This window comes from Halomonas urmiana (genome assembly GCF_005780185.1).
GTDB lineage: Bacteria > Pseudomonadota > Gammaproteobacteria > Pseudomonadales > Halomonadaceae > Halomonas > Halomonas urmiana.
This window is the reverse complement of record NZ_VBUI01000020.1, coordinates 69,271-95,103: the sequence shown is the minus strand read 5'-3', so window position 1 is coordinate 95,103 and position 25,833 is coordinate 69,271. Positions and strand designations below refer to the sequence as shown.

The 25,833-nt window shown below is 69.1% G+C and carries 26 protein-coding genes and 1 pseudogene; 17 read left to right on the top strand and 10 right to left on the bottom strand.

Annotated features, from left to right (window positions below; all coding sequences use genetic code 11):
* On the bottom strand, nucleotides 1–107 hold a 107-nt coding region (locus FEI13_RS19515), incomplete at its 3' end, for a pyruvate kinase (protein WP_240036529.1).
* A gap of 394 nt (nucleotides 108–501) precedes the next feature.
* Here FEI13_RS19515 and gap point away from each other — a divergent pair.
* The 5 genes and pseudogenes from gap to FEI13_RS19095 all read left to right on the top strand — a co-directional run bounded on the left by gap (nucleotide 502) and on the right by FEI13_RS19095 (nucleotide 4,017).
* On the top strand, nucleotides 502–1,524 hold the full coding sequence (gene gap, locus FEI13_RS13520) for a type I glyceraldehyde-3-phosphate dehydrogenase (RefSeq protein WP_138182039.1): 1,023 nt from the start codon (nucleotides 502–504) through the stop codon (nucleotides 1,522–1,524).
* A 44-nt stretch (nucleotides 1,525–1,568) separates the two neighbouring features.
* Nucleotides 1,569–2,442 (top strand): annotated as a pseudogene (locus tag FEI13_RS13515) (mannitol dehydrogenase family protein); the annotation flags it as partial.
* Between the two features lie 116 nt (nucleotides 2,443–2,558).
* On the top strand, nucleotides 2,559–2,813 hold the full coding sequence (locus tag FEI13_RS13510) for a hypothetical protein (protein WP_338035087.1): 255 nt from the start codon (nucleotides 2,559–2,561) through the stop codon (nucleotides 2,811–2,813).
* Between the two features lie 29 nt (nucleotides 2,814–2,842).
* Complete coding sequence (tal, locus tag FEI13_RS13505) at nucleotides 2,843–3,802, top strand: transaldolase (RefSeq protein WP_138182038.1); 960 nt, start codon at nucleotides 2,843–2,845, stop codon at nucleotides 3,800–3,802.
* Nucleotides 3,803–3,849: 47 nt separating this feature from the next.
* Nucleotides 3,850–4,017 carry a hypothetical protein gene (locus FEI13_RS19095; protein ID WP_158294548.1) on the top strand — a complete coding sequence of 56 codons (168 nt, stop codon included), beginning with the start codon at nucleotides 3,850–3,852 and terminating at the stop codon, nucleotides 4,015–4,017.
* A 98-nt stretch (nucleotides 4,018–4,115) separates the two neighbouring features.
* Here the strand turns inward: FEI13_RS19095 and FEI13_RS13500 are convergent, their stop codons facing one another.
* From FEI13_RS13500 to FEI13_RS13480, 5 genes are all read right to left on the bottom strand, one after another.
* Nucleotides 4,116–5,072: a carbohydrate kinase family protein gene (locus FEI13_RS13500; protein ID WP_138182037.1), complete on the bottom strand. Its 957-nt coding sequence runs from the start codon at nucleotides 5,070–5,072 to the stop codon at nucleotides 4,116–4,118.
* A 33-nt stretch (nucleotides 5,073–5,105) separates the two neighbouring features.
* Entirely contained in the window at nucleotides 5,106–5,990 is an 885-nt protein-coding gene (locus tag FEI13_RS13495) for a D-hexose-6-phosphate mutarotase (RefSeq protein ID WP_138182036.1), read from the bottom strand.
* Nucleotides 5,991–6,006: 16 nt separating this feature from the next.
* A complete protein-coding gene (gene glk, locus FEI13_RS13490) occupies nucleotides 6,007–6,975 on the bottom strand; it encodes a glucokinase (RefSeq protein ID WP_138182035.1) in 969 nt (322 codons plus the stop codon).
* A 109-nt stretch (nucleotides 6,976–7,084) separates the two neighbouring features.
* Entirely contained in the window at nucleotides 7,085–8,971 is a 1,887-nt protein-coding gene (gene edd / locus FEI13_RS13485; RefSeq protein ID WP_138182034.1) for a phosphogluconate dehydratase, read from the bottom strand.
* A 101-nt stretch (nucleotides 8,972–9,072) separates the two neighbouring features.
* The gene (locus FEI13_RS13480) at nucleotides 9,073–10,470 is read right to left on the bottom strand and encodes a coniferyl aldehyde dehydrogenase (RefSeq protein WP_138182033.1); all 1,398 of its coding nucleotides are present in this window, start codon (nucleotides 10,468–10,470) and stop codon (nucleotides 9,073–9,075) included.
* A gap of 123 nt (nucleotides 10,471–10,593) precedes the next feature.
* On the opposite strand from FEI13_RS13480, the gene FEI13_RS13475 reads away from it, so the two are divergent.
* The 12 genes from FEI13_RS13475 to lpxL all read left to right on the top strand — a co-directional run bounded on the left by FEI13_RS13475 (nucleotide 10,594) and on the right by lpxL (nucleotide 21,534).
* A complete protein-coding gene (locus FEI13_RS13475) occupies nucleotides 10,594–11,715 on the top strand; it encodes a GNAT family N-acetyltransferase (protein ID WP_420841599.1) in 1,122 nt (373 codons plus the stop codon).
* Between the two features lie 87 nt (nucleotides 11,716–11,802).
* Entirely contained in the window at nucleotides 11,803–12,153 is a 351-nt protein-coding gene (locus tag FEI13_RS13470; RefSeq protein WP_138182031.1) for an FtsB family cell division protein, read from the top strand.
* Complete coding sequence (gene ispD, locus FEI13_RS13465; protein WP_138182030.1) at nucleotides 12,150–12,902, top strand: 2-C-methyl-D-erythritol 4-phosphate cytidylyltransferase; 753 nt, start codon at nucleotides 12,150–12,152, stop codon at nucleotides 12,900–12,902. The genes FEI13_RS13470 and ispD overlap by 4 nt, the downstream gene beginning before the upstream one ends.
* The gene (gene ispF / locus FEI13_RS13460; RefSeq protein ID WP_138182048.1) at nucleotides 12,902–13,393 is read left to right on the top strand and encodes a 2-C-methyl-D-erythritol 2,4-cyclodiphosphate synthase; all 492 of its coding nucleotides are present in this window, start codon (nucleotides 12,902–12,904) and stop codon (nucleotides 13,391–13,393) included. Before ispD ends, ispF begins: the two co-directional genes overlap by 1 nt.
* On the top strand, nucleotides 13,386–14,501 hold the full coding sequence (truD, locus tag FEI13_RS13455) for a tRNA pseudouridine(13) synthase TruD (protein ID WP_138182029.1): 1,116 nt from the start codon (nucleotides 13,386–13,388) through the stop codon (nucleotides 14,499–14,501). The genes ispF and truD overlap by 8 nt, the downstream gene beginning before the upstream one ends.
* Nucleotides 14,501–15,247, top strand: coding sequence for a 5'/3'-nucleotidase SurE (gene surE / locus FEI13_RS13450; RefSeq protein WP_138182028.1), 747 nt, complete (start codon nucleotides 14,501–14,503; stop codon nucleotides 15,245–15,247). The genes truD and surE overlap by 1 nt, the downstream gene beginning before the upstream one ends.
* On the top strand, nucleotides 15,234–15,902 hold the full coding sequence (locus FEI13_RS13445; protein WP_138182027.1) for a protein-L-isoaspartate(D-aspartate) O-methyltransferase: 669 nt from the start codon (nucleotides 15,234–15,236) through the stop codon (nucleotides 15,900–15,902). Before surE ends, FEI13_RS13445 begins: the two co-directional genes overlap by 14 nt.
* A gap of 70 nt (nucleotides 15,903–15,972) precedes the next feature.
* Complete coding sequence (locus FEI13_RS13440) at nucleotides 15,973–16,944, top strand: DUF368 domain-containing protein (protein WP_193555743.1); 972 nt, start codon at nucleotides 15,973–15,975, stop codon at nucleotides 16,942–16,944.
* Nucleotides 16,937–18,100 (top strand): peptidoglycan DD-metalloendopeptidase family protein, encoded by a 1,164-nt coding sequence (locus FEI13_RS13435; RefSeq protein ID WP_138182025.1) that lies wholly within the window; start codon nucleotides 16,937–16,939, stop codon nucleotides 18,098–18,100. Before FEI13_RS13440 ends, FEI13_RS13435 begins: the two co-directional genes overlap by 8 nt.
* A 124-nt stretch (nucleotides 18,101–18,224) precedes the next feature.
* Complete coding sequence (gene rpoS, locus FEI13_RS13430; RefSeq protein WP_138182024.1) at nucleotides 18,225–19,235, top strand: RNA polymerase sigma factor RpoS; 1,011 nt, start codon at nucleotides 18,225–18,227, stop codon at nucleotides 19,233–19,235.
* A 214-nt stretch (nucleotides 19,236–19,449) separates the two neighbouring features.
* On the top strand, nucleotides 19,450–20,568 hold the full coding sequence (gene alr / locus FEI13_RS13425; RefSeq protein WP_138182023.1) for an alanine racemase: 1,119 nt from the start codon (nucleotides 19,450–19,452) through the stop codon (nucleotides 20,566–20,568).
* 63 nt (nucleotides 20,569–20,631) lie between these two features.
* The gene (gene lpxL / locus FEI13_RS13420) at nucleotides 20,632–21,534 is read left to right on the top strand and encodes an LpxL/LpxP family Kdo(2)-lipid IV(A) lauroyl/palmitoleoyl acyltransferase (RefSeq protein WP_138182022.1); all 903 of its coding nucleotides are present in this window, start codon (nucleotides 20,632–20,634) and stop codon (nucleotides 21,532–21,534) included.
* Nucleotides 21,535–21,578: 44 nt separating this feature from the next.
* Here lpxL and FEI13_RS13415 read toward each other — a convergent pair whose 3' ends face one another.
* From FEI13_RS13415 to FEI13_RS13400, 4 genes are all read right to left on the bottom strand, one after another.
* Nucleotides 21,579–22,916 carry a DUF2254 domain-containing protein gene (locus tag FEI13_RS13415; RefSeq protein ID WP_138182021.1) on the bottom strand — a complete coding sequence of 446 codons (1,338 nt, stop codon included), beginning with the start codon at nucleotides 22,914–22,916 and terminating at the stop codon, nucleotides 21,579–21,581.
* Between the two features lie 179 nt (nucleotides 22,917–23,095).
* Entirely contained in the window at nucleotides 23,096–24,757 is a 1,662-nt protein-coding gene (ettA, locus tag FEI13_RS13410; protein ID WP_138182020.1) for an energy-dependent translational throttle protein EttA, read from the bottom strand.
* A gap of 90 nt (nucleotides 24,758–24,847) precedes the next feature.
* Nucleotides 24,848–25,066, bottom strand: coding sequence for a PA3496 family putative envelope integrity protein (locus FEI13_RS13405; RefSeq protein ID WP_138182019.1), 219 nt, complete (start codon nucleotides 25,064–25,066; stop codon nucleotides 24,848–24,850).
* Nucleotides 25,067–25,272: 206 nt separating this feature from the next.
* Complete coding sequence (locus FEI13_RS13400; RefSeq protein WP_138182018.1) at nucleotides 25,273–25,707, bottom strand: PAS domain-containing protein; 435 nt, start codon at nucleotides 25,705–25,707, stop codon at nucleotides 25,273–25,275.
* Between the last annotated feature and the right edge of the window lie 126 nt (nucleotides 25,708–25,833).

Below are 25,833 nucleotides of genomic sequence, written 5' to 3'. Positions count from 1 at the left end.
TCGACGCCGGCGGACAGCATCTCTTCCAGCACGCCCTCCCGGTCGCTGGCGGGACCCAGGGTGGCGACGATCTTGGTGCGACGGACGGGGATGGGGCGGTGCGTCATACCGGGCTCTCCTTTAGGGGTGCGGGCTCGCGCGGGCGGCCTAATAAGAAGATGGGCCGGTCGCGAGACTGCCTGACAAGATACTGCATCGGTGGTGATATTACTAAACTCTCGGGATAAGACGAAGGTCTAATATCACCGCAAAAAGGGGATGCGTGCTGGGTAAAATCGTTTATTGATAGGTGGATAGGGATATCTGGCAAGCCACAATATTGGCGTTAATGTTGTAAAGTTACGAAAAACTCCTTGTCTCCTGAGCCGTCGTGCGTCACATTGTGGGCAGATGAGCCGTCGATCTGCCCGGCAGGCAGATCGGAACGCTGCGATGCCCTCATCGCTCCACGGCTCAGCCCATCCCACAAGACGGCAAAGTCTGGATCGAGAGGAAGACATCATGACGCTCAAGATCGCCATCAACGGTTTCGGTCGCATCGGTCGCAACGTATTTCGTGCTCTCTACGAAGGTGGCTACCGCGACCGCATCCAGGTCGTCGCCATCAACGACCTCGGTGATCCGGCGCTCAATGCCCATCTGCTGCGCCACGACACCGTCCACGGCCACTTCCCCTTCAAGGTGGACCACGACGAGCACAGCCTCACCGTCGACGGTGACCGCATCGAGATCCTCTCCGAGCGCGACCCCGCGCGGCTGCCCTGGGAGGCCCTGGAGGTGGATCTGGTCATGGAGTGCACCGGGTTGTTCACCAAGCGGGCGGACGCCGCCAAGCACCTCGAGGCCGGCGCCGGCCGGGTGCTGGTCTCCGCGCCGAGCCCCGATGCCGATGCCACCGTGGTCTATGGCGTCAACGAGGACGTGCTCAAGGACGAGCACCGGGTGGTCTCCAATGCCTCCTGCACCACCAACTGCCTGGCGCCGTTGGCACAGGCGCTGCACGCGACCGTCGGTATCGAGAACGGCCTGATGACCACGGTGCATGCCTACACCAACGACCAGAACCTCTCCGACGTCTACCACAAGGACCCCTACCGGGCCCGTAGTGCCACCCATTCGATGATCCCTACCAAGACCGGCGCCGCCGCCGCGGTAGGGCTGGTACTGCCGGAACTCGCCGGCCGCTTCGATGGCCTGGCGGTGCGCGTGCCGCTGATCAACGTCTCGTTGGTGGACCTGACCTTCACCGCGAGCCGCGACACCACCCGGGAAGAGATCAACGCCATCGTGGCTCGGGCGGCCGAGGGTTCACCGGTGCTCTCGGTGAACGCTCAGCCGCTAGTCTCCATCGACTTCAATCATGACGCCAACTCTTCCACCTTCGATGCCAACCATACGCGGGTGAACGGTCGGCTGGTGAAGGTAATGGCCTGGTACGACAACGAGTGGGGCTTCTCCAATCGCATGCTGGATACCGCCCTGGCCATGCAGGCCGTGAGCAACGGCCGGCGCCAGGCCGCCTGAGCCGGACGAAACGGCCCGCTGGATCGACCGGCAGGGGGCATTGCGTCGGCGTGATGCCGGGCAATCGCCTGGTGCAGGAGGTTCTGACCGTCTAGGACACCTCTACACACCCTGGTGGTGAAGCACCCCGGCGGCCGCCGCGAGGCCCGTGTCGTGGGGGGCATGATCGATTACCTGTTCGCCCCGGAAGACCCGGCCGCGGTGATCGAGAAGATGGCCGGTCCGGCGATCCGCCTCGTCGCCCTGATCGTCATCGAGGGCGGCTACAACTTCCACCCGGTCAGCGGCGAGTTCGACCTCGACAATCTCGACGTCCAGCATGACCTGACGCCGTCGGCCACCCCGAAGACCTCCTTCGGTCTGGTCATCGAGGCTCTCCGGCGCCGTCGCGAGCGGGGTGTCGCGCCCAACATCCAGGGCAAAGGCGATGTCGCACGCAAGATGTTCACCGCCTTCGCCCATGCCCGGGATGCCGAGCTCGGCGCCTGGGTCGAGGCCGAGGTGCCGTTCCTCAATTCGATGGTCGATCGCATCACGCCGGTGACCACGCCCGCGGACATCAACGAGCTCGGCAGTCGCTTCGGCGTCGAGGATGCCTGGCCGGTGGTCTGCGAGCCCTTCACCCAGTAGGTGCTGGAAGATCATTTCGTCGCCGGGCGTCCGGCCTTCGACAATCTCGGTGTGCAGCTGGTCGAGGACGTCGAGCCTTATGAGCTGATGAAGCTCCGCCTGCTCAACGCCGGCCATCAGGCGCTGGCCTACTTCGGCTACCTGGCTGGCTATCGCTATGCGCATGAGGCCAGCGCCGACCCGCTGATCGTCGAATTCCTGCTCGGCTACATGACCCACGAGGCGATCCCTACCCTGGCGGCGCTGCCAGGTGTCGACCTGGACGCCTATCGCCGCACCCTCATCGAGTCCCACGAGCCGGCCGGCACGGTGCCCCCGAGCTGGTCCGCAAGCTGGGGCTGGCCGAGGGGCTGAGTGAGATCCGGCTGATCGGGGGTGGCTCGCGCAGCCCGGTGTGGCAGCAGATGGTCGCCGACATCACCGGCACCCCAGTGATCTGTCCCGAAATCACCGATACTGTGGCCCTGGGCGCCGCCCTGCAGGCCGCCTGGTGTCATCAGGGCGCCGAGCTGGCCAGCCTCTGCGAGCGTCTGGTGCATCTCGATAACTCGTCGCGGGCCGTGCCTGACCCGAGAGCATCGACGCCTATCGGGAGGTCTATGCCCGCTATTGCCGTCGCCTGGCCGAGCGTTATTTCATTACCTGACCCCATCGTATAATGCATCGCACAACAAGAGAGGAACTGCCCATGACGACCCAACTCGACGCCCTCAAGCAGCTCTCTCTGGTGGTCGCCGACACCGGCGACCTGGAGGCCATCCAGCGCTACCGGCCACAGGACGCCACCACCAACCCCTCGCTGCTGCTCAAGGCCTTCGACATGCCGGGCTACCAGGCGCTGATCGACGAGGAGCTGGCCGCGGTCAAGGCCGAAACCGGCGATCGTCAGGCCCAGGTCGAGCACGCCGTGGACCGTCTCGCCGTGGCCAAGGGCAGTGAGATCGCCAAGGTCATCCCCGGGCGGATCTCCACCGAGGTCGCCGCTAAGCTCTCCTTCGATACCCAGGTCAGCATCCGCAAGGCCCACGAGCTGATCGCACTCTACGAGCAGCGCGGCGTGAGCAAGGATCGGGTGCTGATCAAGCTGGCCGCGACCTGGGAGGGCATCCGCGCCGCCGAGCGACTGGAGCAGGAAGGCATCCACTGCAATCTGACCCTGCTGTTCAGCGATGCTCAGGCCCAGGCCTGCTTCGATGCCGGGGTGTTCCTGGTCTCGCCCTTCGTCGGGCGGGTGACCGACTGGTACAAGCAGGCCACCGGTCAGGACTTCACCCCCGATACCGACCCCGGCGTGCAGTTCGTGCGTGGCGTCTGTCAGCGGGTCAACCAGGGCGGCTACGACACCGTGGTGATGGGCGCCAGCTTCCGCACCACCGGCCAGGTGCTGGCGCTGGCCGGCTGCCCGCGGCTGACCATCTCGCCGGCGCTGCTCGAGGAACTGGCCAACACACAGGGCGATGTTATACCCAAGGTGCTTATGGAGCGCAGTGGCGGTCCCCGGCCGGTCCCGCTCACCGAGCCCGCCTTCCGTTGGGGTCACAACCAGGACGCCATGGCCAACGACAAGCTGGCCGAAGGCATCCGCCGCTTCGCCGAGGATCAGGAACGTCTCGAGGAGCGGATCGCCAACCGTTTGGCGACTCTCTGACCTCGTCTCCGCCTGAGCCAACCATCATCCAACGAATGGGAGTCCCCATGCCGTCACGTTTTGAACTGGCCGATTCCGGCCATCCCGGCGCGCCTATGGGCATGGCCACCTACGGCGAATCCGCCCCGGCCGGCGACCTGTTCAAGCACTTCGGCTTCACCGTGGAGAACCTGGTGGCCGAGGCCGAGCAGCTGCTGGACGACGCCGAGGCCTGATTCGCGCCGTCATGACAAAGGTAAGGGCACGGCACTCGTCGTGCCCTTTGTCATGTTCGCTCTCTGTTCTGGACGCGTGCGTCGTGCCGGGGCGCCGCTCAGGCGGGCGAGAGGTCGGCCTGGGTCGGTAGGGCAACGTAGCTGCCGGGGCGGGTGACGGCGTGGGCACCGCAACGACAGGCGAAGGCCAGCGCCTCCTCGAGGCGGGCGGTGTCGTGGTGCCAGCCCTCCTCGGCGCCGTCCTCGGCCAGGCGGGCCAGCAGTCCACCGATGAAGGCATCGCCACCGGCCGTGGTATCCACCGGTTTGACCGCGGGCGGGGTAACCGAGAGCGACAGCCCGGCACCCAGGGCGCGCACGTCGTCGCCGCCGTCGGTGATGACGATCAGCTTGACCCCGGCGGCCAGGCGCTCGGCCAGCCAGGCGTCCTCCGGGTGGTCGCCGCGCAGGTCGTCGACCTCCTCTCGGGAGAGCTTGAGCAGATCGGCGGTGTCGAGCAGCCGGGTGACCAGGGTGCCGTCGGCGCGGCCGTTGGGCCAGAGGTTGTGGCGCAGGTTGGCGTCGACGCTGACCAGGCGGCCGGCCCGGGCGGCCATCTCGGCCATGGCCAGGGTGGTCTCGGCGATCTCGGGGTCGGTCAGGCTGTTGCTGCACAGGTGCAGGATGGCCGGATCGGCGAAGACGCCGGGCGGCAGGTGTTCCAGGCGATAGAGCAGGTCGGCGGCGGGCGGCCGGTAGAAGTCGAAGGTACGCTCGCCGCTCGCATCCCGGGAGACGAAGGCCAGCGCCGTACGCGCCTCGCGGGTGCGGCACACCCCGGAAAGCTCGACGCCCTGGGCGGCGAGTTCGGCGGCCAGGAAGTCGCCGAAGTGGTCGTCGCCGAGCATGCCGAGAAAGCGGCTGGGCACCCCGAGCCGCGCGCAGGCCACGGCGACGTTGGCCGGGGCTCCGCCGGCATAAGGCGTAAAAGTCTCTGGGGCGTCGTCGGCGGCGTTCCCCAGGCGGCTGGAGAGCATGTCGACGAGGGCTTCACCGAAGGCGATGACAGGCAGCATGGTCGAGGGTCCTCATGATGGGTGGGGCGGCGCTCAGGCGTCGTCCGCCCGGGACAGGGTGGTGCCGAGCAGGTGCTGGGCGCCGGGCACCAGCCACACCGGGTCGAGCCGGGTATTGGCGGCCTCCACGCACAGGAAGCGGCGGCCTGCCGCGGCGGGCGTATCCGCCGGTAGCGCCTCGCCGGGGTGCCAGACCACCGCCGAGTCGCTGCCCTGGCGGGCGATGCGCAGCCGGCGCGTGCCATCGTCCAGCGTCAGCTCGGCGTTGCTGTGATAGATGCGGTCCAGGCCGCCGCGCACTCCCAGCTCGCCCAGCTGCTCGCGCTCGGTGAAGTCGGCGAGCTTGTCCAGATAGCGGGCGCCGGCCAGCCCCTCGAGGCGGCAGGCCTGGGCGTCGTGTACCGCCAGGTAGCTGTGCAGGGCGCCGCTGATCTTCACCGGCGTCTCGCCGACGTGCTCGGTGATCAGCTCCACGTGCAGGCGCCGGGCGTTGGCCTGGATCACCGCGCGGGGGGTTAGCTGGCCGTGCAGACGCTCCTCGGGCGAGAGGTGCAGCTCTACCCCTTCCTCGTGCTCGTCCACGGCATCCAGCCGCCAGTCGGCCTTGCGCGCCGGGCCGTGCATCGGGCCGGAGCGATCCGGTGACTCGTCGGCGGTGTTCTCGTCGGCGAACCAGGGCCAGCAGAGCGGGATGCCGCCGCGGATCGCGCCGGGCAGGGCCTGGGGCGTGGGGGTGACCCACAGCCAGCCCTGACTATCATCACCGGCTGGGCGGTAATGAAGGACTTGTGCGCCCTGCAGCGACACCGCGAGCTGTCCCCAGGCCTCGTTGGCCAGCCAGACCTCACGGCCGGCCCATCGGGCGTGGCGTTGGCCGCGGGTCTCCTCGACCAGCGCGGTAAGCGATTCGGGAATCATTCGATCTCCTCGGGGGTCATTCGACCTCTGGATTGTGCAGGGCCTCGGCGGCGCCCAGCAGGCCCGTCCAGGGCGCGGTGACGACCTGCACCGGGATGGCCCCGGTGTAGGCGCCCATGCGCCCCTTGGCGGTGAAGGCCTCGAGGAAGCGGCTCTCGGGAAGCCACTGGAGCAGCCGGGGCAGGATGCCGCCGCACAAGGCGACGCCGCCACGGGCTCCCATGGTCAGGGCGGCATCGCCGCAGACATCGCCGAGGATCTTCAGGAACCGCAGCAGGGTATCACGGGCCACCGGGTCGCCGCCCGCGGCCGCCTCGGTGACCTCGGCCGGGCTCTTCAGCCGGGGCGGGGCGCCCTTGAGGGAGCAGTGGGCCAGATAGAGGTCGAGCAGGCCCTGGCCGCTCAGGATGCGCTCCACCGAGACGCGACCATAGCGGTTGCGGAAGTGCCGCAGCAGGTTCTGCTCCCGCTCGTCGGTGGGTGCGAAGGTCACGTGGCCGCCCTCGGTGGGCAGCGGAATCCAGGCCTGGCGGCCGGGGAAGAGCCCGGCCACGCCCAGCCCGGTGCCGGGACCGATCACCAGCCGGGCCGCATGGGGGATCGGCTCGCCGCGCTGTACGTCCACTAGGTCGTCGGCCGCCACGTGGGGAACGCCCAGCGCCTGGGCGGTGAAGTCGTTGATCGCCTTGAAGAGGCTGAGCCCCAGCGACTCCTGGACCGCCTGGCGCGAGAACGCCCAGTGATTGTTGGTCATGGTCACCCGGTCGCCGCGGATCGGGCAGGCGAAGGCCAGGCAGGCCTCCCGCGGGGCGTCGTCCCCGGTCAGGCCGACCCGTGCCAGGTAGTCGCGTACCGCCTCCACCAGGCCGGGATAATCCTCGCAGGGCAGGCTCTGGATGTCATGGGGCGCGAAGGTGTCCGGCGTCACCAGGGCGAAGCGCGCGTTGGTACCGCCGATATCACCGATCAGTGCGGGTCGTGTCATCGTCAATTCATCCCTTCTGGCCGTCAGGGCTGTTGCAGAGAGTAATCGCTCGAAGCTGTTCCCGGCGCTTCTCGCTGTGCCACTGCGGTATCCCTGCTCTGGCAGTGGCTCAGGCGTCCTCGTCGTGGATCTGGCCCTCCTGGCGCGCCAGGTCGTCGGCCTCGAAACCGCCGAAGACTCCGGCACCTTCCTCGCCGCGCATGGCCAGGTGGCGGAAGCCACCGAACAGCTCGCGGCCGAGGCCCACGTGGTAGTGGTCCAGGTCGCCGACCCGCATCGTTCGCTCGGCCCACTCGTGGGCGTCGACCTTGACCTCGAGGCTGCCGGTGTCGGCATCCAGCCGCACGACATCGCCATCACGGAGCTTCGCCAGGGGCCCGCCGTCCAACGCCTCGGGGGTCATGTGGATGGCCGCCGGCACCTTGCCGGAGGCCCCGGACATGCGCCCGTCGGTGACCAGCGCCACCTGGTAGCCACGATCCTGCAGCACGCCTAGGTAGGGGGTCAGCTTGTGCAGCTCGGGCATGCCGTTGGCCTTGGGGCCCTGGAAGCGCACCACGGCGATGACGTCCCGATCCAGATCGCCGGCCTCGAAGGCCGCCTTGAGGTCGTTCTGGTCCTCGAAGATCTGGACCGGCGCCTCGACCACGCGATGCTCGGCCTGGACCGCCGAGACCTTGATCACCCCGCGGCCCAAGTTGCCGTCGAGCACGGTGAGCCCGCCGGTGGGGGCGAAGGGCGTGGCGGCCGGGCGCAGCACCTCCTCGTCGAGGCTCTTCTCCGGCCCCTCGTGCCATACCAGGGTGCCGTCCTCGAGGAAGGGCTCCTGGGTGTAGGCGGTCAGGTCGGTGCCGAACACCGTGGGGATGTCGCCGTGGATCAGCCCGGCGCCGAGCAGTTCGCGGAACAGCAGGCTCATACCGCCGGCGGCCTGGAAATGGTTGATGTCGGCCTGGCCGTTGGGATAGACCTGCATCAGGCTCGGCGTCACCGCGGAGAGGTCGGTGAAGTCGTCCCAGGTGATGGTGAGGCCGGCGGCGGCGGCCATGGCCACCAGGTGCAGGGTGTGGTTGGTGGAGCCGCCGGAGGCCAGCAGGCCGACGATGGCGTTGACGATGGCGCGCTCGTCGATCTGCTTGTAGAAGGGGCGGTAATCGCCGCTCTGCGCCGTGTTGCGGATCGCCTGCTCGGTGGCGTAGCGGGTCAGCGCTTCGCGCATCTCGGTGCCGGGATTGACGAAGGAGGTGCCGGGCAGATGCAGGCCCATCATCTCCATCATCAGCTGGTTGGAGTTGGCGGTGCCGTAGAAGGTGCAGGTGCCGGGGCTGTGGTAGGACTGCGATTCGGCCTCGAGCAGGTCCTCGCGGCTCGCCTTGCCCTCGGCGAACAGCTGGCGGATACGCGCCTTCTCCTTGTTGGGCAGGCCGCTGGGCATGGGGCCCGCCGGCACGAACATGGCCGGCAGGTGGCCGAAGCGTGCCGCGGCGATGAACAGCCCCGGGACGATCTTGTCGCACACACCGAGATACAGCGCGGCGTCGAACATGTTGTGGGAGAGCCCCACGGCGGTGGCCATGGCGATCACGTCGCGGGAGAACAGCGATAGCTCCATGCCCGGCTGGCCCTGGGTGACGCCGTCGCACATGGCGGGCACGCCGCCGGCGAACTGGGCGGTGGAGCCCATGGCCCGCGCTGCGGCCTTGATGGTTTCGGGGAAGGTCTCCAGCGGCTGGTGGGCCGAGAGCATGTCGTTGTAGGCCGAGATGATCCCCAGGTTGGCCGAGTTCATCAGCTTCAGCGCGTCTTTGTCCGTCGCGCCGCAGGCCGCGAAGCCGTGGGCCAGGTTGCCGCAGGAGAGCTCGCCGCGATGCACGCCGCGGCGATGCTGGTCGGCCATGCGGCTCTCATAGAGGGCGCGGCGCTCGGCGCTGCGCTCGCGGATGCGGCGGGTGACGTCGGCGACGGTGTCGTTGAGGGCGGGGATCTTGCTGGCCATAAAGCACCTCGGCTCTGTTTAGTTTGGTAAGTTTACCAATATAGTTTCCGGAATTCCGCCCATGCTAGCCGTATTTTGGCTCGATTTGTAGTTTTCTTACCTTAAAGTCCAAGCAGCTTGAGCAGCCATTTCCGGTAGGGCGGGTTCAGCAGCCCGACGGGGCTGCGTCGAGACTGGACGAAGACGCTGCGCTGGTGGCTGAAGCGCAGGAAGCCGGCCTCCCCGTGGTAGGCGCCCATGCCGCTCTCGCCCACGCCGCCGAAGGGCAGGCCGGGCACGGCGCTGTGCCACAGGGTGTCGTTGAAGACCACGCCGCCGGAGCGGGTCTCCTCCAGCAGCCGTCGGCGCCGCGCCGGGTCGTCAGTGAAGGCGTAGAGCGCCAGCGGACACGGGCCCTCGGCGACTCGCTCCAGGGCGGCGTCGAAGTCGCGCAGGCCGATCACCGGCAGCCAGGGACCGAAGATTTCCTCCTGCATGATCGCCAGGCGCACGGTGGGGTCGATCACCAGGGTCGGCGGCAGCTTGGCGCCCCGGTTGAGTTCGATGCGCTCGCCGAGCTCGATCACCCGGCAGCCGTGATCGCGGGCCTCGGTGAGCATCGCCTCGAGCCGGGCGCGCCCCGCCTCGCCGGGAACTGCCGAATAGTCATCGCTCGCCGTGCCGTGAGGGTAGAACGCCGCGACCGCCTCGCGCAGCGCCTCGACGAAGGCAGGCAGTCGCGCGGCATCGATCAGCACGTGATCCGGGGCGATGCAGGTCTGGCCGGCGTTGAGCCACTTGCCGAAGGCGATGCGCCGGGCGGCATGGGTCAGGTCGGCGTCATCGGCGACGATGGCGGGGGTCTTGCCACCGAGCTCCAGGGTGACCGGCGTCAGCCGCTCGGCGGCGACGCCGGCCACCTGACGCCCGATCGACGCGGGGCCGGTGAAGAGCAGGTGGTCGAAGGGCAGGGCGGCGAAGGCGCGACCGACCTCGGCGTCGCCCTCGACCACGTCGAGCTCAGCGGGGTCGAAGTAGCGCCCCGCCAGTCGCGCCATCAGCGCGGCGGTGGTGGGGGCATGCTCGCTGGGCTTGAGCATCACCCGGTTGCCGGCGGCCAGGGCGTCCACCGCCGGCAGCAGCGCCAGTTGCCAGGGGTAGTTGGCCGGCGCGATGATGCCCACCACGCCCAGCGGCTGGTGATGCACGCGCGCCCGGGCGGGCACCAGCCGCCAGGGCACGGCCGTCCTGCGCGGCTTCATCCAGCGCTTGAGGCGGCGCCGGGCATGGCCCACGGCCTGCAGCAGCGTGGCGATCTCCGTCAGGCGTGTCTCGGCCTCGGCGCGGTGACCGAAGTCTTGGCGGATCGCGCGAACGATCTCGTCACGATGGTGGCGGGTCATGGTCGAAAGCCGCGCGAGGCGGTCACGTCGAAGCGCCGCCGAGGGGTAGGGCTCGGCGGTGAAGGCGTGGCGCTGCTGCTCCAGACGCGCCTGCAGTAGTGCGCGGGCGTCGGCCATGCGCGTCTCCCTGGTCAGTGGTGGCATCGGCGGAAGGGTCTGCGCACAATGTAGGCGCAATGCCGGTGGCTTGTCAGCCGCTGCCCCTCTATTCCCCCCGGAGTCCCCATGTCGGAACTGGTCATGAGCGAAGTGTCCGCCATCGAGGCGGTACCGGCAGCGGCCTGGAATGCCCTGGTCGGCGACGACCACCCCTTCCTGCGCCACGAGTTCCTGCATGCGCTGGAGGCGAGCGGGGCGGCGAGCCCCGCCACCGGCTGGGTGCCGTGCCACCTGACCCTCTGGCAGGGCGAGGCGCTGGTCGGGATCCTGCCCCACTATCACAAGCACCATTCCTACGGGGAGTACGTCTTCGACTGGGGCTGGGCCGACGCCTGGGAGCGTGCCGGCGGCGACTATTACCCCAAGGGGCTCTCGGCGATTCCCTTCACCCCGGCGCCGGGGCCGCGCCTGGCCCTGGCGCCGCATGTCGATCCGCTGGCCGCGCGTCGGCGGTTGGCGCGGGCCTGGGAGGCGGGCGAGCTGTCGAGCTGGCACCTGCTGTTCGCCGAGGTGGACGAGGTGGCGGCCTGGCGCGAGGCGCGGCCCAACCTGCTGGCGCGCCAGGGCGTGCAGTTCCAGTGGCAGGATCGCGGCTATGGTGATTTCGCGGGTTTTCTCGCTGCCCTGACCGCCAAGCGGCGCAAGGCGATCCGGCGCGAGCGGCGCCTGGTGGCCGAGCAGGGGCTGACCCTACACCGCCTGGAGGGGGCGGCCATCGACGCGGCGGCCATGGCGCACTTCTTCCGCTGCTACGAGATCACCTACCTGGAACGCGGCCGCCACGGCTATCTCGGCCTCGACTTCTTCGAGCGCCTGCGCCGCACCCTGCCCGAGTCGCTGCTGCTGATCCAGGCACGCCTCGAAGGCCGGCCGGTGGCCGCCGCGCTCTGCCTGCAGGGCTCGAATACCCTCTACGGGCGCTACTGGGGCAGCGAGGTGGCCGCCGACTGCCTGCACTTCGAGGCCTGCTACTACCAGGGCATCGAGCACTGCCTGGCGCGGGGCCTGACCCGCTTCGATCCCGGCACCCAGGGGGAGCACAAGCTCGCCCGGGGCTTCGCCCCGCAGCGGCTCACCTCGCTGCACCATATCGCCGACGCACGGCTGCGCGACGGCGTGGCGCGCTTCTGCGCCGAGGAGCGCCGCCACGTCGAGGCCTACGTCGCCGCGGCCGAGGCGGCGCTGCCGTTTCGACGCAACTGATCCCGGACATCGTCTCCCGGGCCCTGCCGATCGAGTGCGAAACTGGCATAATGCCGCCATCGAATGCCTCGTGACGGACTCTCCTGCATGTTGAAGTGGCTGGCCATCGTGCTCACCCTACTCATCGCCCTGTTGCAGTTTCGTCTGTGGCTCGGCGAGGGCGGCCTCCGCGAGCTCGCCGAGGTGCGCCAGCGCGCCGAGGTCCTGGAGGCCGAGAACAAGCCGCTGCGCGACCGCAATGCTCGCCTCGCCGCCGAGGTCGTTGACCTCAAGACTGGGCTGGATGCCATCGAGGAGCGGGCGCGCAGCGATATCGGCATGGTGAGAAGCGACGAACAGTTCTTCTGGGTGCCCGGCGTGGCGGCGGATGCCAGTGGCCTGTCGGTCAACGCCGGTCTCGTCGGCATGCCGGCCCCTGCCGTGGAGGCGCGCCCGTGAGCGATCGGCTCTGGCTGGTGGTACCCGCGGCAGGGCAGGGGCGCCGCATGGGCGCCGATCGCCCCAAGCAGTATCTGCCGCTGGCCGGGCGCACCGTGCTGGCCTGTACCCTGGAACGGCTCTACGCGGCGCTGCCCGAGGCGCGGCTCTGCCTCTGCCTGGATCCGGACGACGCCCACTTCGATCCCGCCTGGGTGCCCTTCGCCGATTGGCGGCGAGCCCTCGGCGGCGCCGAGCGGGTCGATTCGGTGATCGCGGCCCTGACGGCCATCGCCCCGGACGCGGCGGACGACGACCTGGTGCTGGTTCACGATGTGGCCCGGCCCTGCGTCACCGTGGACGACCTGGCGCGGCTGGTAGCGACCCTGGCCGATGAGCCCGTGGGCGGGCTCTTGGCCGCACCGGTCGCCGATACCATGAAGCGCGACGACGGCGCCGGGCGGGTGGCCGCCACCGAGTCCCGCGAGGGGCTCTGGCACGCCCTCACCCCCCAGGGCTTTCGTTTCGGCCTGCTGCGCCGGGCCCTTCGCGAGGCCCTCTCGCGAGGCGTGAGCGTGACGGACGAGGCCTCGGCGGTGGAAGCCGCCGGGCAGGCGCCGCGGCTGATCGTCGGGCGGCGCGACAATCTCAAGATCACTCATCCCGAGGACCTGGCCCTGGCCGAGTTGGTGCTGTCAGCCCAGCGACAGGCCGCCCAGGCTGCCTCATCGACACCCGAGGCGCCCCCGGCGGGGGCGAACAGCGCATGATGCGAATTGGCCATGGCTTCGACGTCCATCGCTTCGGCGAGGGCGATCACCTGATGATCGGCGGCGTCGCCGTGCCCTTCGACCACGGTTTCGTGGCCCACTCCGATGGCGACGTGCTGCTGCACGCGGTGTGCGACGCCCTGCTGGGGGCCTGCGGGCTCGGCGACATCGGCCGCCACTTCCCCGACACCGACCCGGCCTGGGCCGGTGCCGACAGCCGGGCGCTGCTGCGCCATGTCGCGGACCTCGCCCGCAAGGCCGGCTACCGGGTCGGCAACCTGGATGCCACGGTGCTCGCCCAGGCACCTAAGCTCGCGCCCCACGTCGCCACCATGGCCGGGCGTATCGCCGAGGACCTGGGCGTCGCCGTGGAGACGATCAACGTCAAGGCCACCACCACCGAGCGGCTCGGCTTCACCGGCCGCGGCGAGGGGATCGCCGCCGAAGCGGTGGTGCTTCTGATGCGCGAGGGGGCGGCGCAGGATGCGTGAGGCCGCCGCGACGAACGCCCAGGATGTCATCGACTGGCCGCCGGCCTGGCCGCGGGTGCTGGACGACGCCTTCGGCCCCCCGCCGGCCGGCGACTACCGTGCCGCGCCCGAGGACTTCCGGGTCGAGGAGCTTCTCGACTTCGCCCCCGAGGGGCAGGGCGAGCACCTGTGGCTCTTCATCGAGAAGCGCGACCTGACCACCGCCATGGCGGTGCGCGAGCTGGCGAGGCTCTGCGAGGTCGCACCAAGGGTGGTCGGGTATGCCGGAATGAAGGATCGCGTGGCCGTGACCCGCCAGTGGCTCTCGGTGCAGCTGCCGGGCCGCGAGGCCCCCGAGGGGCTCATCGCGCGGCTCGCCGAGCGTGGCATCCGCGTGCTCGACCAGGCCCGCCATCCCCGCAAGCTCAAGCGCGGCGTGCATCGCGCCAACCGCTTTGCGCTGCGCCTCACCGGCGCGGTGGTGACGGATGCCGGGTTCGCCTCGCGCTGGCAGCGGCTGTGCCGCGAGGGGGTCGCCAACTACTTCGGTCCCCAGCGCTTCGGCCCGCACGGGCGGAACCTGCAGCGCGCCCGCGCCGTGCTGGCGCGCGGCTGGCGCAAGCGCGACGACCGTGACGGCATGCTGCTCTCGGCGGCCCGGAGTTTCCTGTTCAACGAGCTGCTCGCCGCACGCATCCGCGACGGCAGCTGGGCGACGCCGCTGCCCGGCGAGGTGGTGATGCTCGACGGCAGCGCTAGCCAGTTCGGCGTCGCGCCGGACGATCCCCCGGTGCTCACCGAGCTGCGTGAGCGGGCCGCGCGCCTCGATCTGCACCCGGCTGGCGCGCTGTGGGGCGTCGGCGACTCGCGCGCCGCCGGCGAGGCGGGGGCGCGCGAGGCCGCCGTGGTGGCGCGCTACCCGGGCCTCTGCGACGGGCTCGCGCAGGCCGGCGTTCGCCTGGCCCGCCGCGCGCTGCGGCTGCGCCTCGGCGAGCCGATGCTGACCCGCGATGACGACGCCCTGTGGCTCTCGTTCAGCCTGCCCCGCGGCGCCTTCGCCACGGCCGTGCTGCGCGAGCTGATCGCCCATCCCACCCTCGACCCCGCGTCCCTCGACAGGAGCCCCTGATGCGCCGACTACTGCTTTCCAATGATGACGGCGTCCACGCGCCGGGGCTGCGGGCCCTCTACGACGCCCTGTTGGCCCACGCCAAGTTGCGGGTGGTGGCCCCCGACCGCGACAAGAGCGGGGCGAGCAACTCGCTCACTCTGAGCCGGCCGCTGGCGCTGTCGTCTCTCGACAACGGCTTCTACAGCGTCGACGGCACCCCGGCGGACTGTGTCTATCTGGGCGTCAACGGCGTCTGGGACGAGCGGCCGGACCTCGTGATCTCGGGTATCAATCACGGTGGCAACCTGGGTGATGACGTGCTCTACTCCGGCACCGTGGCGGCCGCCATGGAGGGGCGCAACCTGGGCATGGCGGCCATCGCCATGTCGCTGGTCGGCAGGCGCTATTTCGAGACCGCCGGGCGGGTGGCAGCGAGCCTGGTGGGCGCGGCGGATCGGCTCTCGCTGCCGCCGCGCAGCCTGCTCAACGTCAATGTGCCGGACCTGCCCTGGGACGAGCTGCGCGGCTTTCGGGTCACCCGCATGGGCTATCGCGGCCCGGCGGCCCGCCCCCTGGAGGTGCGGGATCCGCGCGGCCGGCTGCGCTACTGGATCGCCGCCGCGGGCGAGAACGCCGATGACGGCCCGGACACCGACTTCGCCGCCGTCGAGGCGGGCTATGTTTCCATCACGCCGCTGCAGACCGATCTGACCCGGCATGCAGCGCGCGACGACGTGCAGGACTGGCTGGATGCCCTCATCTGAACTGCTGCGCGGTGTCGGCATGACATCGCAGCGAACCCGGGATCGCATGGTGCGCCGCCTGGCCGAGCAGGGCGTACGCGACCGCCGGGTGCTGGAGGTCATGGCCCGCGAGCCACGCCATCTCTTCCTTGACGAGGCCCTGTCGCATCGCGCCTACGAAGACACCTCGCTGCCCATCGGCCACGGCCAGACCCTCTCCCAGCCCTGGATGGTGGCACGGATGACGGAGCTCGTGATCCAGGAGGCGCCCTCCCGGGTGCTGGAGGTCGGCACCGGCTCCGGCTATCAGACCCTGGTGCTATCACGGCTGGTCGAGGAACTCTGGTCGGTGGAACGGATCAATGCTCTGCACCGACGTGCCGCCGAGCGGCTGCGCGGGCTCAGGGTGGCCAACGTCCGGCTGCGCCTGGCCGATGGCGGGCACGGCTGGTCGGAGGAGGCGCCCTTTGATGTCATCCTGCTGACCGCCTGCGCCAGCGAGCTGCCCGGACCGCTGCTCGACCAGCTCGGCGAGGAGGGGGTGCTGATCACGCCGCTGGCCCAGCCGGACGGCCGGCAATGGCTGACTCGCGTGCGCCGGCGCGGCGATGGCTTCGCCAGCGAGCGGCTGGAGCCGGTACGCTTCGTGCCGCTGCTGGAAGGTGTCATCCGGTGAACAAGGCGTCATTCGTTGAAAGGAGTCGGCTGTGAAGCGTCATCTCGGTATTTTTTTCAGGGGCGCCGGTATGGGGGCCGCCGATGCCGTGCCCGGCGTCTCCGGCGGCACCATCGCCTTCGTCACCGGCATCTACGAGGAGCTGATCCACAGCATCAAGCAGTTCGGGCCCGGGGCCTTCGTGGCGTGGCGGCAGGGTGGGCTTGGGCGTCTGGCGCTGCACCTCAACCTGGCCTTCATGCTGCCGCTGCTGGCCGGCATCTTCCTGAGCCTGTTCAGCGTCGCGCACCTGGTCGTCTGGCTGATCGACGACTATCCCCTGCTGCTCAACGGCTTCTTCTTCGGCCTGGTGGCCGCTTCCGCCGTGGTGGTCAGCCGCCATCTGGATGACTGGCGCTGGTGGCACCTGGTACCGCTGGCCGTCGGCCTGCTGCTGGCCCACGGCCTGCCGTCGCTGATGCCGCTGGTCACCCAGCTCGGCCACCCCGACCTGGTGCTGGTGGTGGGCGGCGCCATCGCCATCAGTGCGCTGCTGCTGCCCGGCGTATCGGGCAGCTTCCTGCTGTTGACCATGGGGCTCTACGGCACGGTGATGGAGGGCATCCGCAGCTTCGATGTGGGGCTGATGGCGCTGTTCGGCGTGGGCTGCCTGGTCGGCCTGTTCGGTTTCTCGCGGCTGCTCTCCTGGCTGCTGCGCCATCACCATACCGCCACCCTGCAGCTGCTGGTCGGCTTCATCATCGGCTCGCTGCCGGTACTCTGGCCATGGCGTGAACTGGTACGCTACCAGCTGGGCGCCGAGGGCCAGATGATTCCCCTCGACTATCGCTATCTGACCCCGGCCGACTTTGCCGAGCTGACCGGCGACCCCGCCCGACTGCTGGCGGTGGCCGCGCTGATGCTGGCCGGTGCTGCCCTGGTGCTGCTGCTCGGCTGGGCCAACCGCTCCGCCGGCGCCGAGGGTGCGCGCCCGGCAGACCGCCGTGCGGCGGCCGCCGGACCCCGACAAGGTGCTGACAAGGAGGAAGGCTCCGATGCATAAGGTATTTCTGATTTCCGGACTGGCGCTGGCGCTGGCCGGCTGTGCCGCCCAGCAGGGCGAGAGCGGGCCGGTCCAGGTCCGCGACCTCTCCGCGGCCCGGGCGGACTCGCGCCCCGCGCAGTACACCGTCGAGGCGGGGGACACGCTCTACGGCATCGCCTGGCGACACGACATGGACTATCGCGACCTGGCGCGGCTCAATCGCATCGGCCCGCCCTACCGCATCGAGCCCGGCCAGACGCTGGCGCTCGGCGGCGACGGAGCGGGCGCGGCGGCGTCCGACCAGGCAGCCGTGCAGGGCACCGCTGACGGCGGTGGCGTGGTGGCGACCGGCCTCGACGAGGCATCGGGCAGCGGCGAGGACCTCGATTGGCTGATGCCCGACGAGAGCGCCATCGAGCGCAATCGTCGCCTCTCGGCCGAACGCCAACAACAGGACGATTCGTCCCAGGGGCCCAGCCAGGCGGCCATGGAGAGCGCCGATGCCGTATCGGGTGCCGATCAGGGCCCGGGCCCGGTCTACAGCTACGACAGCCCCGGGGCGGATGGTGAGCTGAGCGAGCGCGACCTGGCCGAACGGCGTGAGCGAGACGCCGCCGCGCAGGAGGGGACCTCCGCCTCAGAAGCCGAGTCGTCCGAGACCGCTCAGCCGGTCGACGAGCAGACCGCCCAGGCGTCATCCGACCAGGGCGGTGAGGCCCCGACGGCCGCCGACGAGGGGGCCTCGGTCGCCGGTGAGCCCGACGCTCAGGTGAGCGACGAACGTCGCTACACACCGGTGGAGGAGGTGCCCTGGCAGTGGCCCGCGCCCGGCGAAGTGGTCGGTCGTTTCGGCGAGGGCAGCAGCATCACCGCCGGCATTGATATCGCTGGTCAAAAGGGGCAGTCTGTCAAGGCAGCCGGGCCGGGGATCGTGGTCTACGCGGGCAGCGGCGTCAGGGGCTATGGCAACCTGATCCTGCTCAAGCACAACGACCAGTTCCTCAGCGCCTACGCCCACAATCAATCGCTCAACGTCGAGGAGAACGATGTGGTCGAGGCCGGCGACGTCATCGCCACCATGGGTGACAGCGATGCCGAGGATGTCAGGCTGCACTTCGAGGTGCGCAAGGACGGCCAGCCTCAGGATCCTCTGGAGTATCTGCCGACGCGCTGATCTCGATGGTCGGCGGCGGCCACCCGAGGCAGTAGCTCCGGGGCACTCAACAATAATAATCTCGTGCGTCGATTGTCCGGCCATGGACCTACGACGCTCGGTCGCAACCATGGGGTAGGAATCGATGAGCATGCTTGAACGGGACCTTCAGGATGTGAATCTGGCGTCCGCCGAAGAGGCGGACGACGGTACGGTCGAGGCAGAGGATGAACGCGAGGAGGTCGGCGAGGAAGAGGAGACACTGAGTGGCGATGAGGATGCCTTCGAGAAGGCCCTGAGTCGCGAGGATCGTCACCACCGGCACAGTCTCGATGCCACCCAGATCTATCTCAACGAGATCGGCTTCTCGCCGCTGCTGACGCCCGAGGAGGAGGTCTTCTTCGGGCGATTGGCCCGCAAGGGCGATCCGCTGGGTCGCTCGCGGATGATCGAATCCAACCTGCGCCTGGTGGTGAAGATCGCCCGCCGCTACCTCAACCGCGGCCTCACCCTGCTCGATCTCATCGAGGAGGGTAACCTCGGCCTGATCCGCGCCGTCGAGAAGTTCGACCCCGAGCGCGGCTTTCGCTTCTCGACCTACGCGACCTGGTGGATCCGCCAGACCATCGAGCGGGCGCTGATGAACCAGACCCGCACCATCCGGTTGCCGATTCACGTGGTCAAGGAGCTCAACATCTACCTGCGGGCGGCCCGCGAGCTGACCCAGAAGCTCGACCACGAGGCCACCGCCGAGGAGGTCGCCGACTACCTCGACAAGCCGGTGGAGACCGTCAAGAAGATGATGGGTCTCAACGAGCGCGTCTCCTCCGTCGACTACCCGATGGGCAGCGAGAGCGACAAGCCACTGATCGAGACCCTGGCCGACGACAACGACCAGGGCCCCGAGTCGACCCTGGTCGACGGCGATGTTCGCCAGCATGTCGACGAGTGGCTGGCCGAACTCACCGAGAAGCAGATGGAAGTGGTGGTGCGCCGCTTCGGCCTGCGTGGCCACGAGGCCGCGACCCTCGAGCAGGTCGGCGAGGAGATCGGCCTGACCCGCGAGCGGGTGCGCCAGATCCAGGTGGAGGCCCTCAAGAAGCTGCGCCGCATGCTCGACAAGCAGGGGCTCTCGCTGGATGTCATCTTCGAGTGATCCCCAGGCGGCCCGCGCGATGCGGGTCGCCTTGCGCCTGGGGCGGCCTTTACGCCGGATGAGTCGCTCTCGGGTAGTCGATTCGACTGCTATTTAGCCATATGGCGTGATGAATATCTGGCTCTTCGGCCTGATGCGGCGTCTTCTGCCATGAACTCCCCGGGCGATTGAGGGATAATCATCGCTTCCCCCTCGACGCGACAGGATTCCGATCATGGCCCGGCCGCTGACTGCCGATATCGACCTCGACGCCCTACGTCATAACTACCGCCTGGCGCGTGACCAGGCCCCCCACAGTCGTTCCGTGGCCGTGATCAAGGCCGATGCCTACGGTCACGGCGCGCTCCGCTGTGCCCGCGCCCTCGAGGATCTGGCGCCGGCCTTCGCCGTGGCCTGCCTCGAGGAGGCCGAGACGCTGCGCGAGGGAGGCATCACCGCGCCCATCGTGCTGCTCGAGGGCATCTTCGAGGCCGCCGAGCTCGAGCGGGTCGAGGCGCTTGGGCTGTGGATGGCGGTGCACGCCGACTGGCAGCTCGAGGCGCTGCTCGCCTACCGGCCCGCCCGGCCCATTCCGGTGTGGGTCAAGGTCGACTCGGGCATGCATCGCCTGGGCTTTCCGCCGGAGCGGGCCGAGGCGGTCTGGGAACGGCTCGCCGCGGCCCCGGCGTACGCCTGCGACCTGCACCTGATGAGCCATTTCGCCACCGCCGATGCCCGGGGGTCCGGCTACTTCGAGCGGCAGCTCGGGCTGTTGGAGGCCCTGGCGGAGCGGCTCGGCGCTCCCTCCTGCCTGGCGAATTCGCCCGCGACCCTGGCCTGGCCCGCCTCCCACGGCGCCTGGAATCGCCCCGGCGTGATGCTCTATGGCAGCGACCCGTTGGAGGCCGCCAACGCGGCGAGTCGGAGACTCGCCCCGGTGATGACGCTGCGCTCGGCGATCATCGCCGTGCGTGAGCTCGCCGAGGGAGAGCCGGTGGGCTACGGCGGGCGCTGGCGGGCGCCACGCCCCTCGCGGATCGGCGTGGTGGCCTGTGGCTATGGCGACGGCTACGACCGCCACGCGCTCGACGGCACCCCGGTGCTGGTGGCGGGCAGGCGCACCGCGATCGCCGGCAAGGTCTCCATGGATATGTTGACGGTGGATCTCACCGATATGCCCGAGGCCGATATCGGCAGCGAGGTAGTGCTCTGGGGGCGGGCGGCGAACGGCGAGGTGCTGTCGGTGGACGAGGTGGCCCGCCACTGCGATACCATCAGCTACACCCTGCTCACCGGGGTGCTGCCGAGGGTGCCCAGGCGCTATCATGGGGCATCGGGGACAGACCCCCATTGATATCCCGACCAGGAACCTTGTCATGGAGAGAAGTCCTCAACGTCAATGGGGGTCTGTCCCCCAATGAGCCAGACCTCCTTCGCCCATCCGCGCTACTGGCCCACCTGGCTCAGTATCGGGGCCATGTACGCGGTCGCCTGGCTGCCCTGGCGACTGAAGCTGTGGGTGGGCAAGGCCATCGGTCTGGCCGCCTGGCGCCTGGCCAGTCGCCGTCGGCACATCACCGAGACCAATATCCGGCTCTGCTTTCCGGAGCGCGATGCCGAGCAGCAGGCCGCGCTCGTCCGCGAGAGCTTCATCGCCAACGGCATCGGCCTGGTCGAGACGGCCACCGGCTGGTGCCGGGATCACGAGCACCTGCGCCACCGGGTGGTCTTCCGCGGGCAGGAGCACATGGCGCGGCTGCAGGCACAGGGTCGGGGAGCCTTGATCCTGGGGGTGCACTTCTCGACCCTCGACCTGGGGGCCGCCCTGCATGCGCTCTACTTTCGCGCCGATGCCGTGCAGCGCCCCCACGACAACCCGCTCTTCGACCGCTTCATGGCACGCGCCCGGGCCCCCTATTTCGATGCGATCCTCGATCGCCACGACCTGCGCGGCGTGGTGCGCCGGATCAAGGCCGGCCATGCGGTCTGGTATTCGCCGGACCAGGACTTCGGCCGCGATGCCAGCGTCTTCGCCCCCTTCTTCGGCATCGAGGCGGCCACGGTGCGCATGACCGCGCGCATCGCGCGCATGACCGGGGCGCCGGTGGTGCCGCTGATCTTCCATCGCAATCCGGACGATCGCACCTACACCCTGGAGTACCTGCCCCCGCTCGAGGACTTCCCCAGCGGCGATGAGGTGGCCGATGCCGCCCGGGTCAACGCGGTGATCGAGGCGGCGATCCGCCGCCACCCCGAGCAGTACCTGTGGCTGCATCGACGCTTCAAGACCCGCCCGCGCGGGGAGGCGAAGCTGTATTGAGGCAGGCCTCTACCGAGGCGACATGCTACGGAGACGGGCGGGGCTCAGCCGCCCTGCCGGCCCGGCAGGGCGGCCGGAAGCCTGAGCCGATGCAGGCCGTCGTCCAGGCGCGCTGAGACGAAGCGGCGGTCCAGCGGATGGCGCGCCGCCTGGGAGAGGGTTTCCACCACCCGATCGGCATGGGCCTGGAGGATCGCCAGATCCTCGGGCTCGGCGAACAGCGACAGGGCCTTCAAGGCCTTGAGCACGCCCAGGCCGATGCTCAGCTCCTGCCTGCCGTGCTGCAGGATGGGCTGGAAGAGCCGATAGAGCAGGCTCTCGAAGTCCTCCACTCGCCAGGTCACCCGGCAGTGGCCGTCGCGATCGAAGAGCGCATCGCAGGGTTGCCATGCCAGGCGCCGGTGCAGCAGGTCGGTCAGGCGGTGCAGGCACAGCCGGGCGGTGCCGGGGTCGTTGATGCCCGGCGAGAGCGCCTTCAGGGCGACCTCCATCAGCTGCGTCATGCCGAACACATGGTGCTCGGTGATCGCCTCGCCCTCCATGTAGACCAGGGCGGCGCGGACCTCGTCGCACCAGGCCGCCTGCGGGGCCGTCGCGGCCTCCAGCGAGAGGATCGGCAGCCCTTCGACCACGTAGTCCCCGAAGCGGAAGTGCAGGTGCAGCACGCCGTCGGCGCGGCGCGCCAGCTCGGCCAGCGCGGGGAGATCGGCATTCTGCAGGTAGCCGGCGCGGCGGGCGGCCACGGGATGGCGATCATGTCCGGTGGACGGGGCGACGGCGAGGAGGCGCCACTCCTGACCCTGCTGGCGGCGCTGCAGGGCATGCATGGAGGCGAGGGTGGTGCGGTGCAGGTCGGTGGCCACGGCGTCGATCTGGATCGACTGCGAGGCGTTGTGGATGAAGTACACGAACAGCCCCAGGCAGTGGATGACCATGGCGCAGGCCAGGTAGATCGCCAGCGAGCGCCAGGTCGCCTCGCCCTCGGCGACATCCGGGACCATCAGCAACATCAGGATGAAGAGGATGGTGCCCAGATAGTGGCCCAGCACCCACTGATGCGGGCGCTCCGAGATCAGCCCGAACACCAGCTTGTGGGAAAACTGCCCGCCGGCCTGGGAGAGCACCGACATCACCATGGAGAAGCTGAAGACCATCAGCGAGATCATGCCGCCGAGCAGGGCGGCGAGCAGCGGCTGGGTGTTCTCCGGCGCCTCGAGGCCGAGCAGCGTGAGCAGGGCCGGCAGCCGGTCGTCGGAGACCGGCAGCAGCATGGCGGCGAGGCTCGCGAGGGCGTAGGCCCCGGCCAGCAGGGTGGGCAGGTAGGCGATGCTCTGCCGGAAGGCCTTGAGCAGGCGGATGGGCCAGGACAGCAAGCGCTTCATGGGCGGCTCCTCGCGGGACGAGTCCCCTTATGGCGTGACTCGCCGTCGAGGGCAACCCCGCGCTATCTCCGGAAGCGGCAGGCGCCAAGCCATCAGCCATAAGAAAACCCCACACACCCTGAGGCTGTGGGGTTCGCTTTCAGCTTATAGCTTATAGCTTATGGCTCCGGCGAAGCCGGTCAGGCGTCGATGCGCTTGTACTTCATGCGGTGCGGCGTGTCGTTGCCGACGCGCTTCTTGTGGTCCGCCTCGTACTCGGTGTAGTTGCCGGCGAAGAACTCCACGTGGGAGTCGCCCTCGAAGGCGAGGATGTGGGTGGCGATGCGGTCGAGGAACCAGCGATCGTGGGAGATCACCAGGGCGCAGCCGGGGAAGGCCAGCAGTGCCTCCTCGAGGGCGCGCAGGGTCTCGATGTCCAGGTCGTTGGACGGCTCGTCGAGCAGCAGCACGTTGGCGCCCTGCTTGAGGGTCTGGGCCAGCTGCAGGCGACCGCGCTCACCGCCGGAGAGCTCGTTCAGGCGCTTCTGCTGGTCGTTGCCCTTGAAGTTGAAGCGTCCCACGTAGGCCCGCGAGGAGACCTCGTAACCGTTGATGTTGAGGATGTCCTGGCCGTCGGAGACCGACTCCCACACCGTCTGCTTGTCGTCGAGAGCGTCGCGCAGCTGCTCGACGTAGGCGATGTCGACGGTGTCGCCGATCACCACCTCGCCGCGATCGGGCTGCTCCTGGCCGGTGATCAGCTTGAACAGCGTCGACTTGCCGGCGCCGTTGCCGCCGACGATGCCGACGATCCCCCCCTTGGGAATGCTGAACGCGAGGTCCTCGTAGAGCAGCTTGCCGTCGAAGGCCTTGGCCACGTCGTGAAACTCGATGACCTTGTCACCCAGGCGCGGGCCGGGCGGAATGTAGATCTCGTTGGTCTCGTTGCGCTTCTGGAAGTCGCCGGACTGCATCTCCTCGAAGCGGTTGAGGCGCGCCTTGCTCTTGGCCTGGCGGCCCTTGGCGTTGCTGCGTACCCACTCGAGCTCGTGCTTGATGGCCTTGTTCTTGGAGGCCTCCTGCTTGGCTTCCTGCTCGAGGCGCTTTTCCTTGGCCTCCAGCCAGCCGGAGTAGTTGCCCTCGAAGGGGATGCCCTGGCCGCGGTCGAGCTCGAGGATCCAGCCCGCCACGTTGTCGAGGAAGTAGCGGTCGTGGGTGATCGCCACCACGGTGCCGCTGTAGTCGTGCAGGAAGCGCTCCAGCCAGGCCACGGACTCGGCGTCCAGGTGGTTGGTGGGCTCGTCGAGCAGCAGCATGTCGGGGCCGGAGAGCAGCAGCCGGCACAGCGCGACGCGGCGGCGCTCGCCCCCGGAGAGGTGGCCGACGCGGGCGTCCCAGGCGGGCAGGCGCAGGGCCTCGGCGGCGACCTCTAGCTTGCGGTCGAGGTTGTGGGCATCGGAGGCCTCGATGATGTTCTCCAGGCGCGCCTGCTCGGCGGCCAGGGCGTCGAAGTCGGCGTCCGGCTCGGCATAGGCGGCATAGACGGCGTCGAGCTGCTCCTGGGCGGCCTTGATCTCGCCCAGCGCCTCCTCCACGGTCTCGCGGACGTTCTTGTCGTCGTCGAGCTGGGGTTCCTGGGGCAGATAGCCGACGTTGATGCCCGGCATGGGGCGCGCCTCACCCTCGAACTCGGTGTCGACGCCGGCCATGATGCGCAGCAGCGTTGACTTGCCGGCGCCGTTGAGGCCCAGCACGCCGATCTTGGCGCCCGGGAAGAACGACAGCGAGATATCCTTGAGGATCTGCTTCTTGGGGGGCACGACCTTGCCCACCCGGTTCATGGTGTAGACGTATTGCGCCATGTAGAGCCACTTGGTTGGGGAGTTTCGGTGGCCACGATGATAGAGCCAGGGGACGGCAAAGGCCAGCCTCTGCCGGGCCCGGGAGAGGGGCTACTCTTCCTCTTCTTCCTCGAACGCGTCGTCGAGGGACCAGTCGTCGGTGATGGCGCGGCGCAGGCGGCGCTCCTCGATCAGCGCCTCCACGCGGCGGCGCGCCCTCAGGGTATTGGCGCGACTCGCCGGGCGCGCATCGGCGGGTTCGTCGTTGACCGCGCTCAGGTAGTCCTGATCGTCGTCGAAGGGGGTGTCGAGAAGGGGTTCATGGCTCATGCGAAGTCCTCTCATGGCCCGGGCCGAGGGCCAGAGCCGTCGGCACAGCGATAGATCGCTTCGCGTCCCCGGCAGGGAGCCTGAAGCGCCAGCGGCAATGCGTGTTGCCTGCTGGCTATATATCGTCATGGCGGGAGGAGAACAAGCCCCGGGCGGGATTTTTTCGCCGGCGCGCCGTGGTCCCCAGAAGTGGACCGACGGGCGGCTCAGGAGAGGCCGTGTTCGGCCTTGATCCGCTCGAGCTCAAGCTGTGCCTCGACCCGCTCGGTGACGTCCTTCTGCACGCCGATGTAGTAGTTGAGGTTGTCGTCCTCGTCGTGCACCGGCGTGATGGAGAGCTCGTTGTAGAACAGGGTGCCGTCCTTCTTGTAGTTGCGCAGCACCTCGCGGCAGGGGTATCCCTCCTTGAGGGCGCGGCGGATGGCATCGAGCCCGGGCTGGTCGCGGTCCTCGTTCTGCAGGAAGCGGCAGTCCTGGTAGAGGATCTCGTCGGCGCTGTAGCCGGTGAGGCGCTCGAAGCCCTGGTTGACGTAGATCAGGATGTTCTCGTCGCCCTCCTGCTCGGCGACCACGATGCCGTCCTCAGAGGCATCGACGATGCGTTCCAGCAGTTCCGGGCTGATCAGCGGGGATCGTTTCATGCAGGGGCTTCCTGTCGCGGTGCCCCGGCGCGCATCCAGGCGTCGGCGGGGGCGGGGATATTAGCAGTATCATGGCCAGCCGGCGGCGGGATTTCAACGCGCCTCGCGGCGCGACGATCACTCCAT

Bases quoted from the DNA above. Each gene is read 5' to 3' on its own strand.
- gap (WP_138182039.1), top strand. From the start codon at position 502: ATGACGCTCAAGATCGCCATCAACGGTTTCGGTCGCATCGGTCGCAAC.
- FEI13_RS13510 (WP_338035087.1), top strand. From the start codon at position 2,559: ATGGTCGCCGACATCACCGGCACCCCAGTGATCTGTCCCGAAATCACC.
- tal (WP_138182038.1), top strand. From the start codon at position 2,843: ATGACGACCCAACTCGACGCCCTCAAGCAGCTCTCTCTGGTGGTCGCC.
- FEI13_RS19095 (WP_158294548.1), top strand. From the start codon at position 3,850: ATGCCGTCACGTTTTGAACTGGCCGATTCCGGCCATCCCGGCGCGCCT.
- FEI13_RS13500 (WP_138182037.1), bottom strand. From the start codon at position 5,072: ATGCTGCCTGTCATCGCCTTCGGTGAAGCCCTCGTCGACATGCTCTCC.
- FEI13_RS13495 (WP_138182036.1), bottom strand. From the start codon at position 5,990: ATGATTCCCGAATCGCTTACCGCGCTGGTCGAGGAGACCCGCGGCCAA.
- glk (WP_138182035.1), bottom strand. From the start codon at position 6,975: ATGACACGACCCGCACTGATCGGTGATATCGGCGGTACCAACGCGCGC.
- edd (WP_138182034.1), bottom strand. From the start codon at position 8,971: ATGGCCAGCAAGATCCCCGCCCTCAACGACACCGTCGCCGACGTCACC.
- FEI13_RS13480 (WP_138182033.1), bottom strand. From the start codon at position 10,470: ATGGCCGACGCCCGCGCACTACTGCAGGCGCGTCTGGAGCAGCAGCGC.
- FEI13_RS13475 (WP_420841599.1), top strand. From the start codon at position 10,594: ATGAGCGAAGTGTCCGCCATCGAGGCGGTACCGGCAGCGGCCTGGAAT.
- FEI13_RS13470 (WP_138182031.1), top strand. From the start codon at position 11,803: ATGTTGAAGTGGCTGGCCATCGTGCTCACCCTACTCATCGCCCTGTTG.
- ispF (WP_138182048.1), top strand. From the start codon at position 12,902: ATGCGAATTGGCCATGGCTTCGACGTCCATCGCTTCGGCGAGGGCGAT.
- truD (WP_138182029.1), top strand. From the start codon at position 13,386: ATGCGTGAGGCCGCCGCGACGAACGCCCAGGATGTCATCGACTGGCCG.
- surE (WP_138182028.1), top strand. From the start codon at position 14,501: ATGCGCCGACTACTGCTTTCCAATGATGACGGCGTCCACGCGCCGGGG.
- FEI13_RS13445 (WP_138182027.1), top strand. From the start codon at position 15,234: ATGCCCTCATCTGAACTGCTGCGCGGTGTCGGCATGACATCGCAGCGA.
- FEI13_RS13440 (WP_193555743.1), top strand. From the start codon at position 15,973: ATGGGGGCCGCCGATGCCGTGCCCGGCGTCTCCGGCGGCACCATCGCC.
- FEI13_RS13435 (WP_138182025.1), top strand. From the start codon at position 16,937: ATGCATAAGGTATTTCTGATTTCCGGACTGGCGCTGGCGCTGGCCGGC.
- rpoS (WP_138182024.1), top strand. From the start codon at position 18,225: ATGAGCATGCTTGAACGGGACCTTCAGGATGTGAATCTGGCGTCCGCC.
- alr (WP_138182023.1), top strand. From the start codon at position 19,450: ATGGCCCGGCCGCTGACTGCCGATATCGACCTCGACGCCCTACGTCAT.
- lpxL (WP_138182022.1), top strand. From the start codon at position 20,632: ATGAGCCAGACCTCCTTCGCCCATCCGCGCTACTGGCCCACCTGGCTC.
- FEI13_RS13415 (WP_138182021.1), bottom strand. From the start codon at position 22,916: ATGAAGCGCTTGCTGTCCTGGCCCATCCGCCTGCTCAAGGCCTTCCGG.
- ettA (WP_138182020.1), bottom strand. From the start codon at position 24,757: ATGGCGCAATACGTCTACACCATGAACCGGGTGGGCAAGGTCGTGCCC.
- FEI13_RS13405 (WP_138182019.1), bottom strand. From the start codon at position 25,066: ATGAGCCATGAACCCCTTCTCGACACCCCCTTCGACGACGATCAGGAC.
- FEI13_RS13400 (WP_138182018.1), bottom strand. From the start codon at position 25,707: ATGAAACGATCCCCGCTGATCAGCCCGGAACTGCTGGAACGCATCGTC.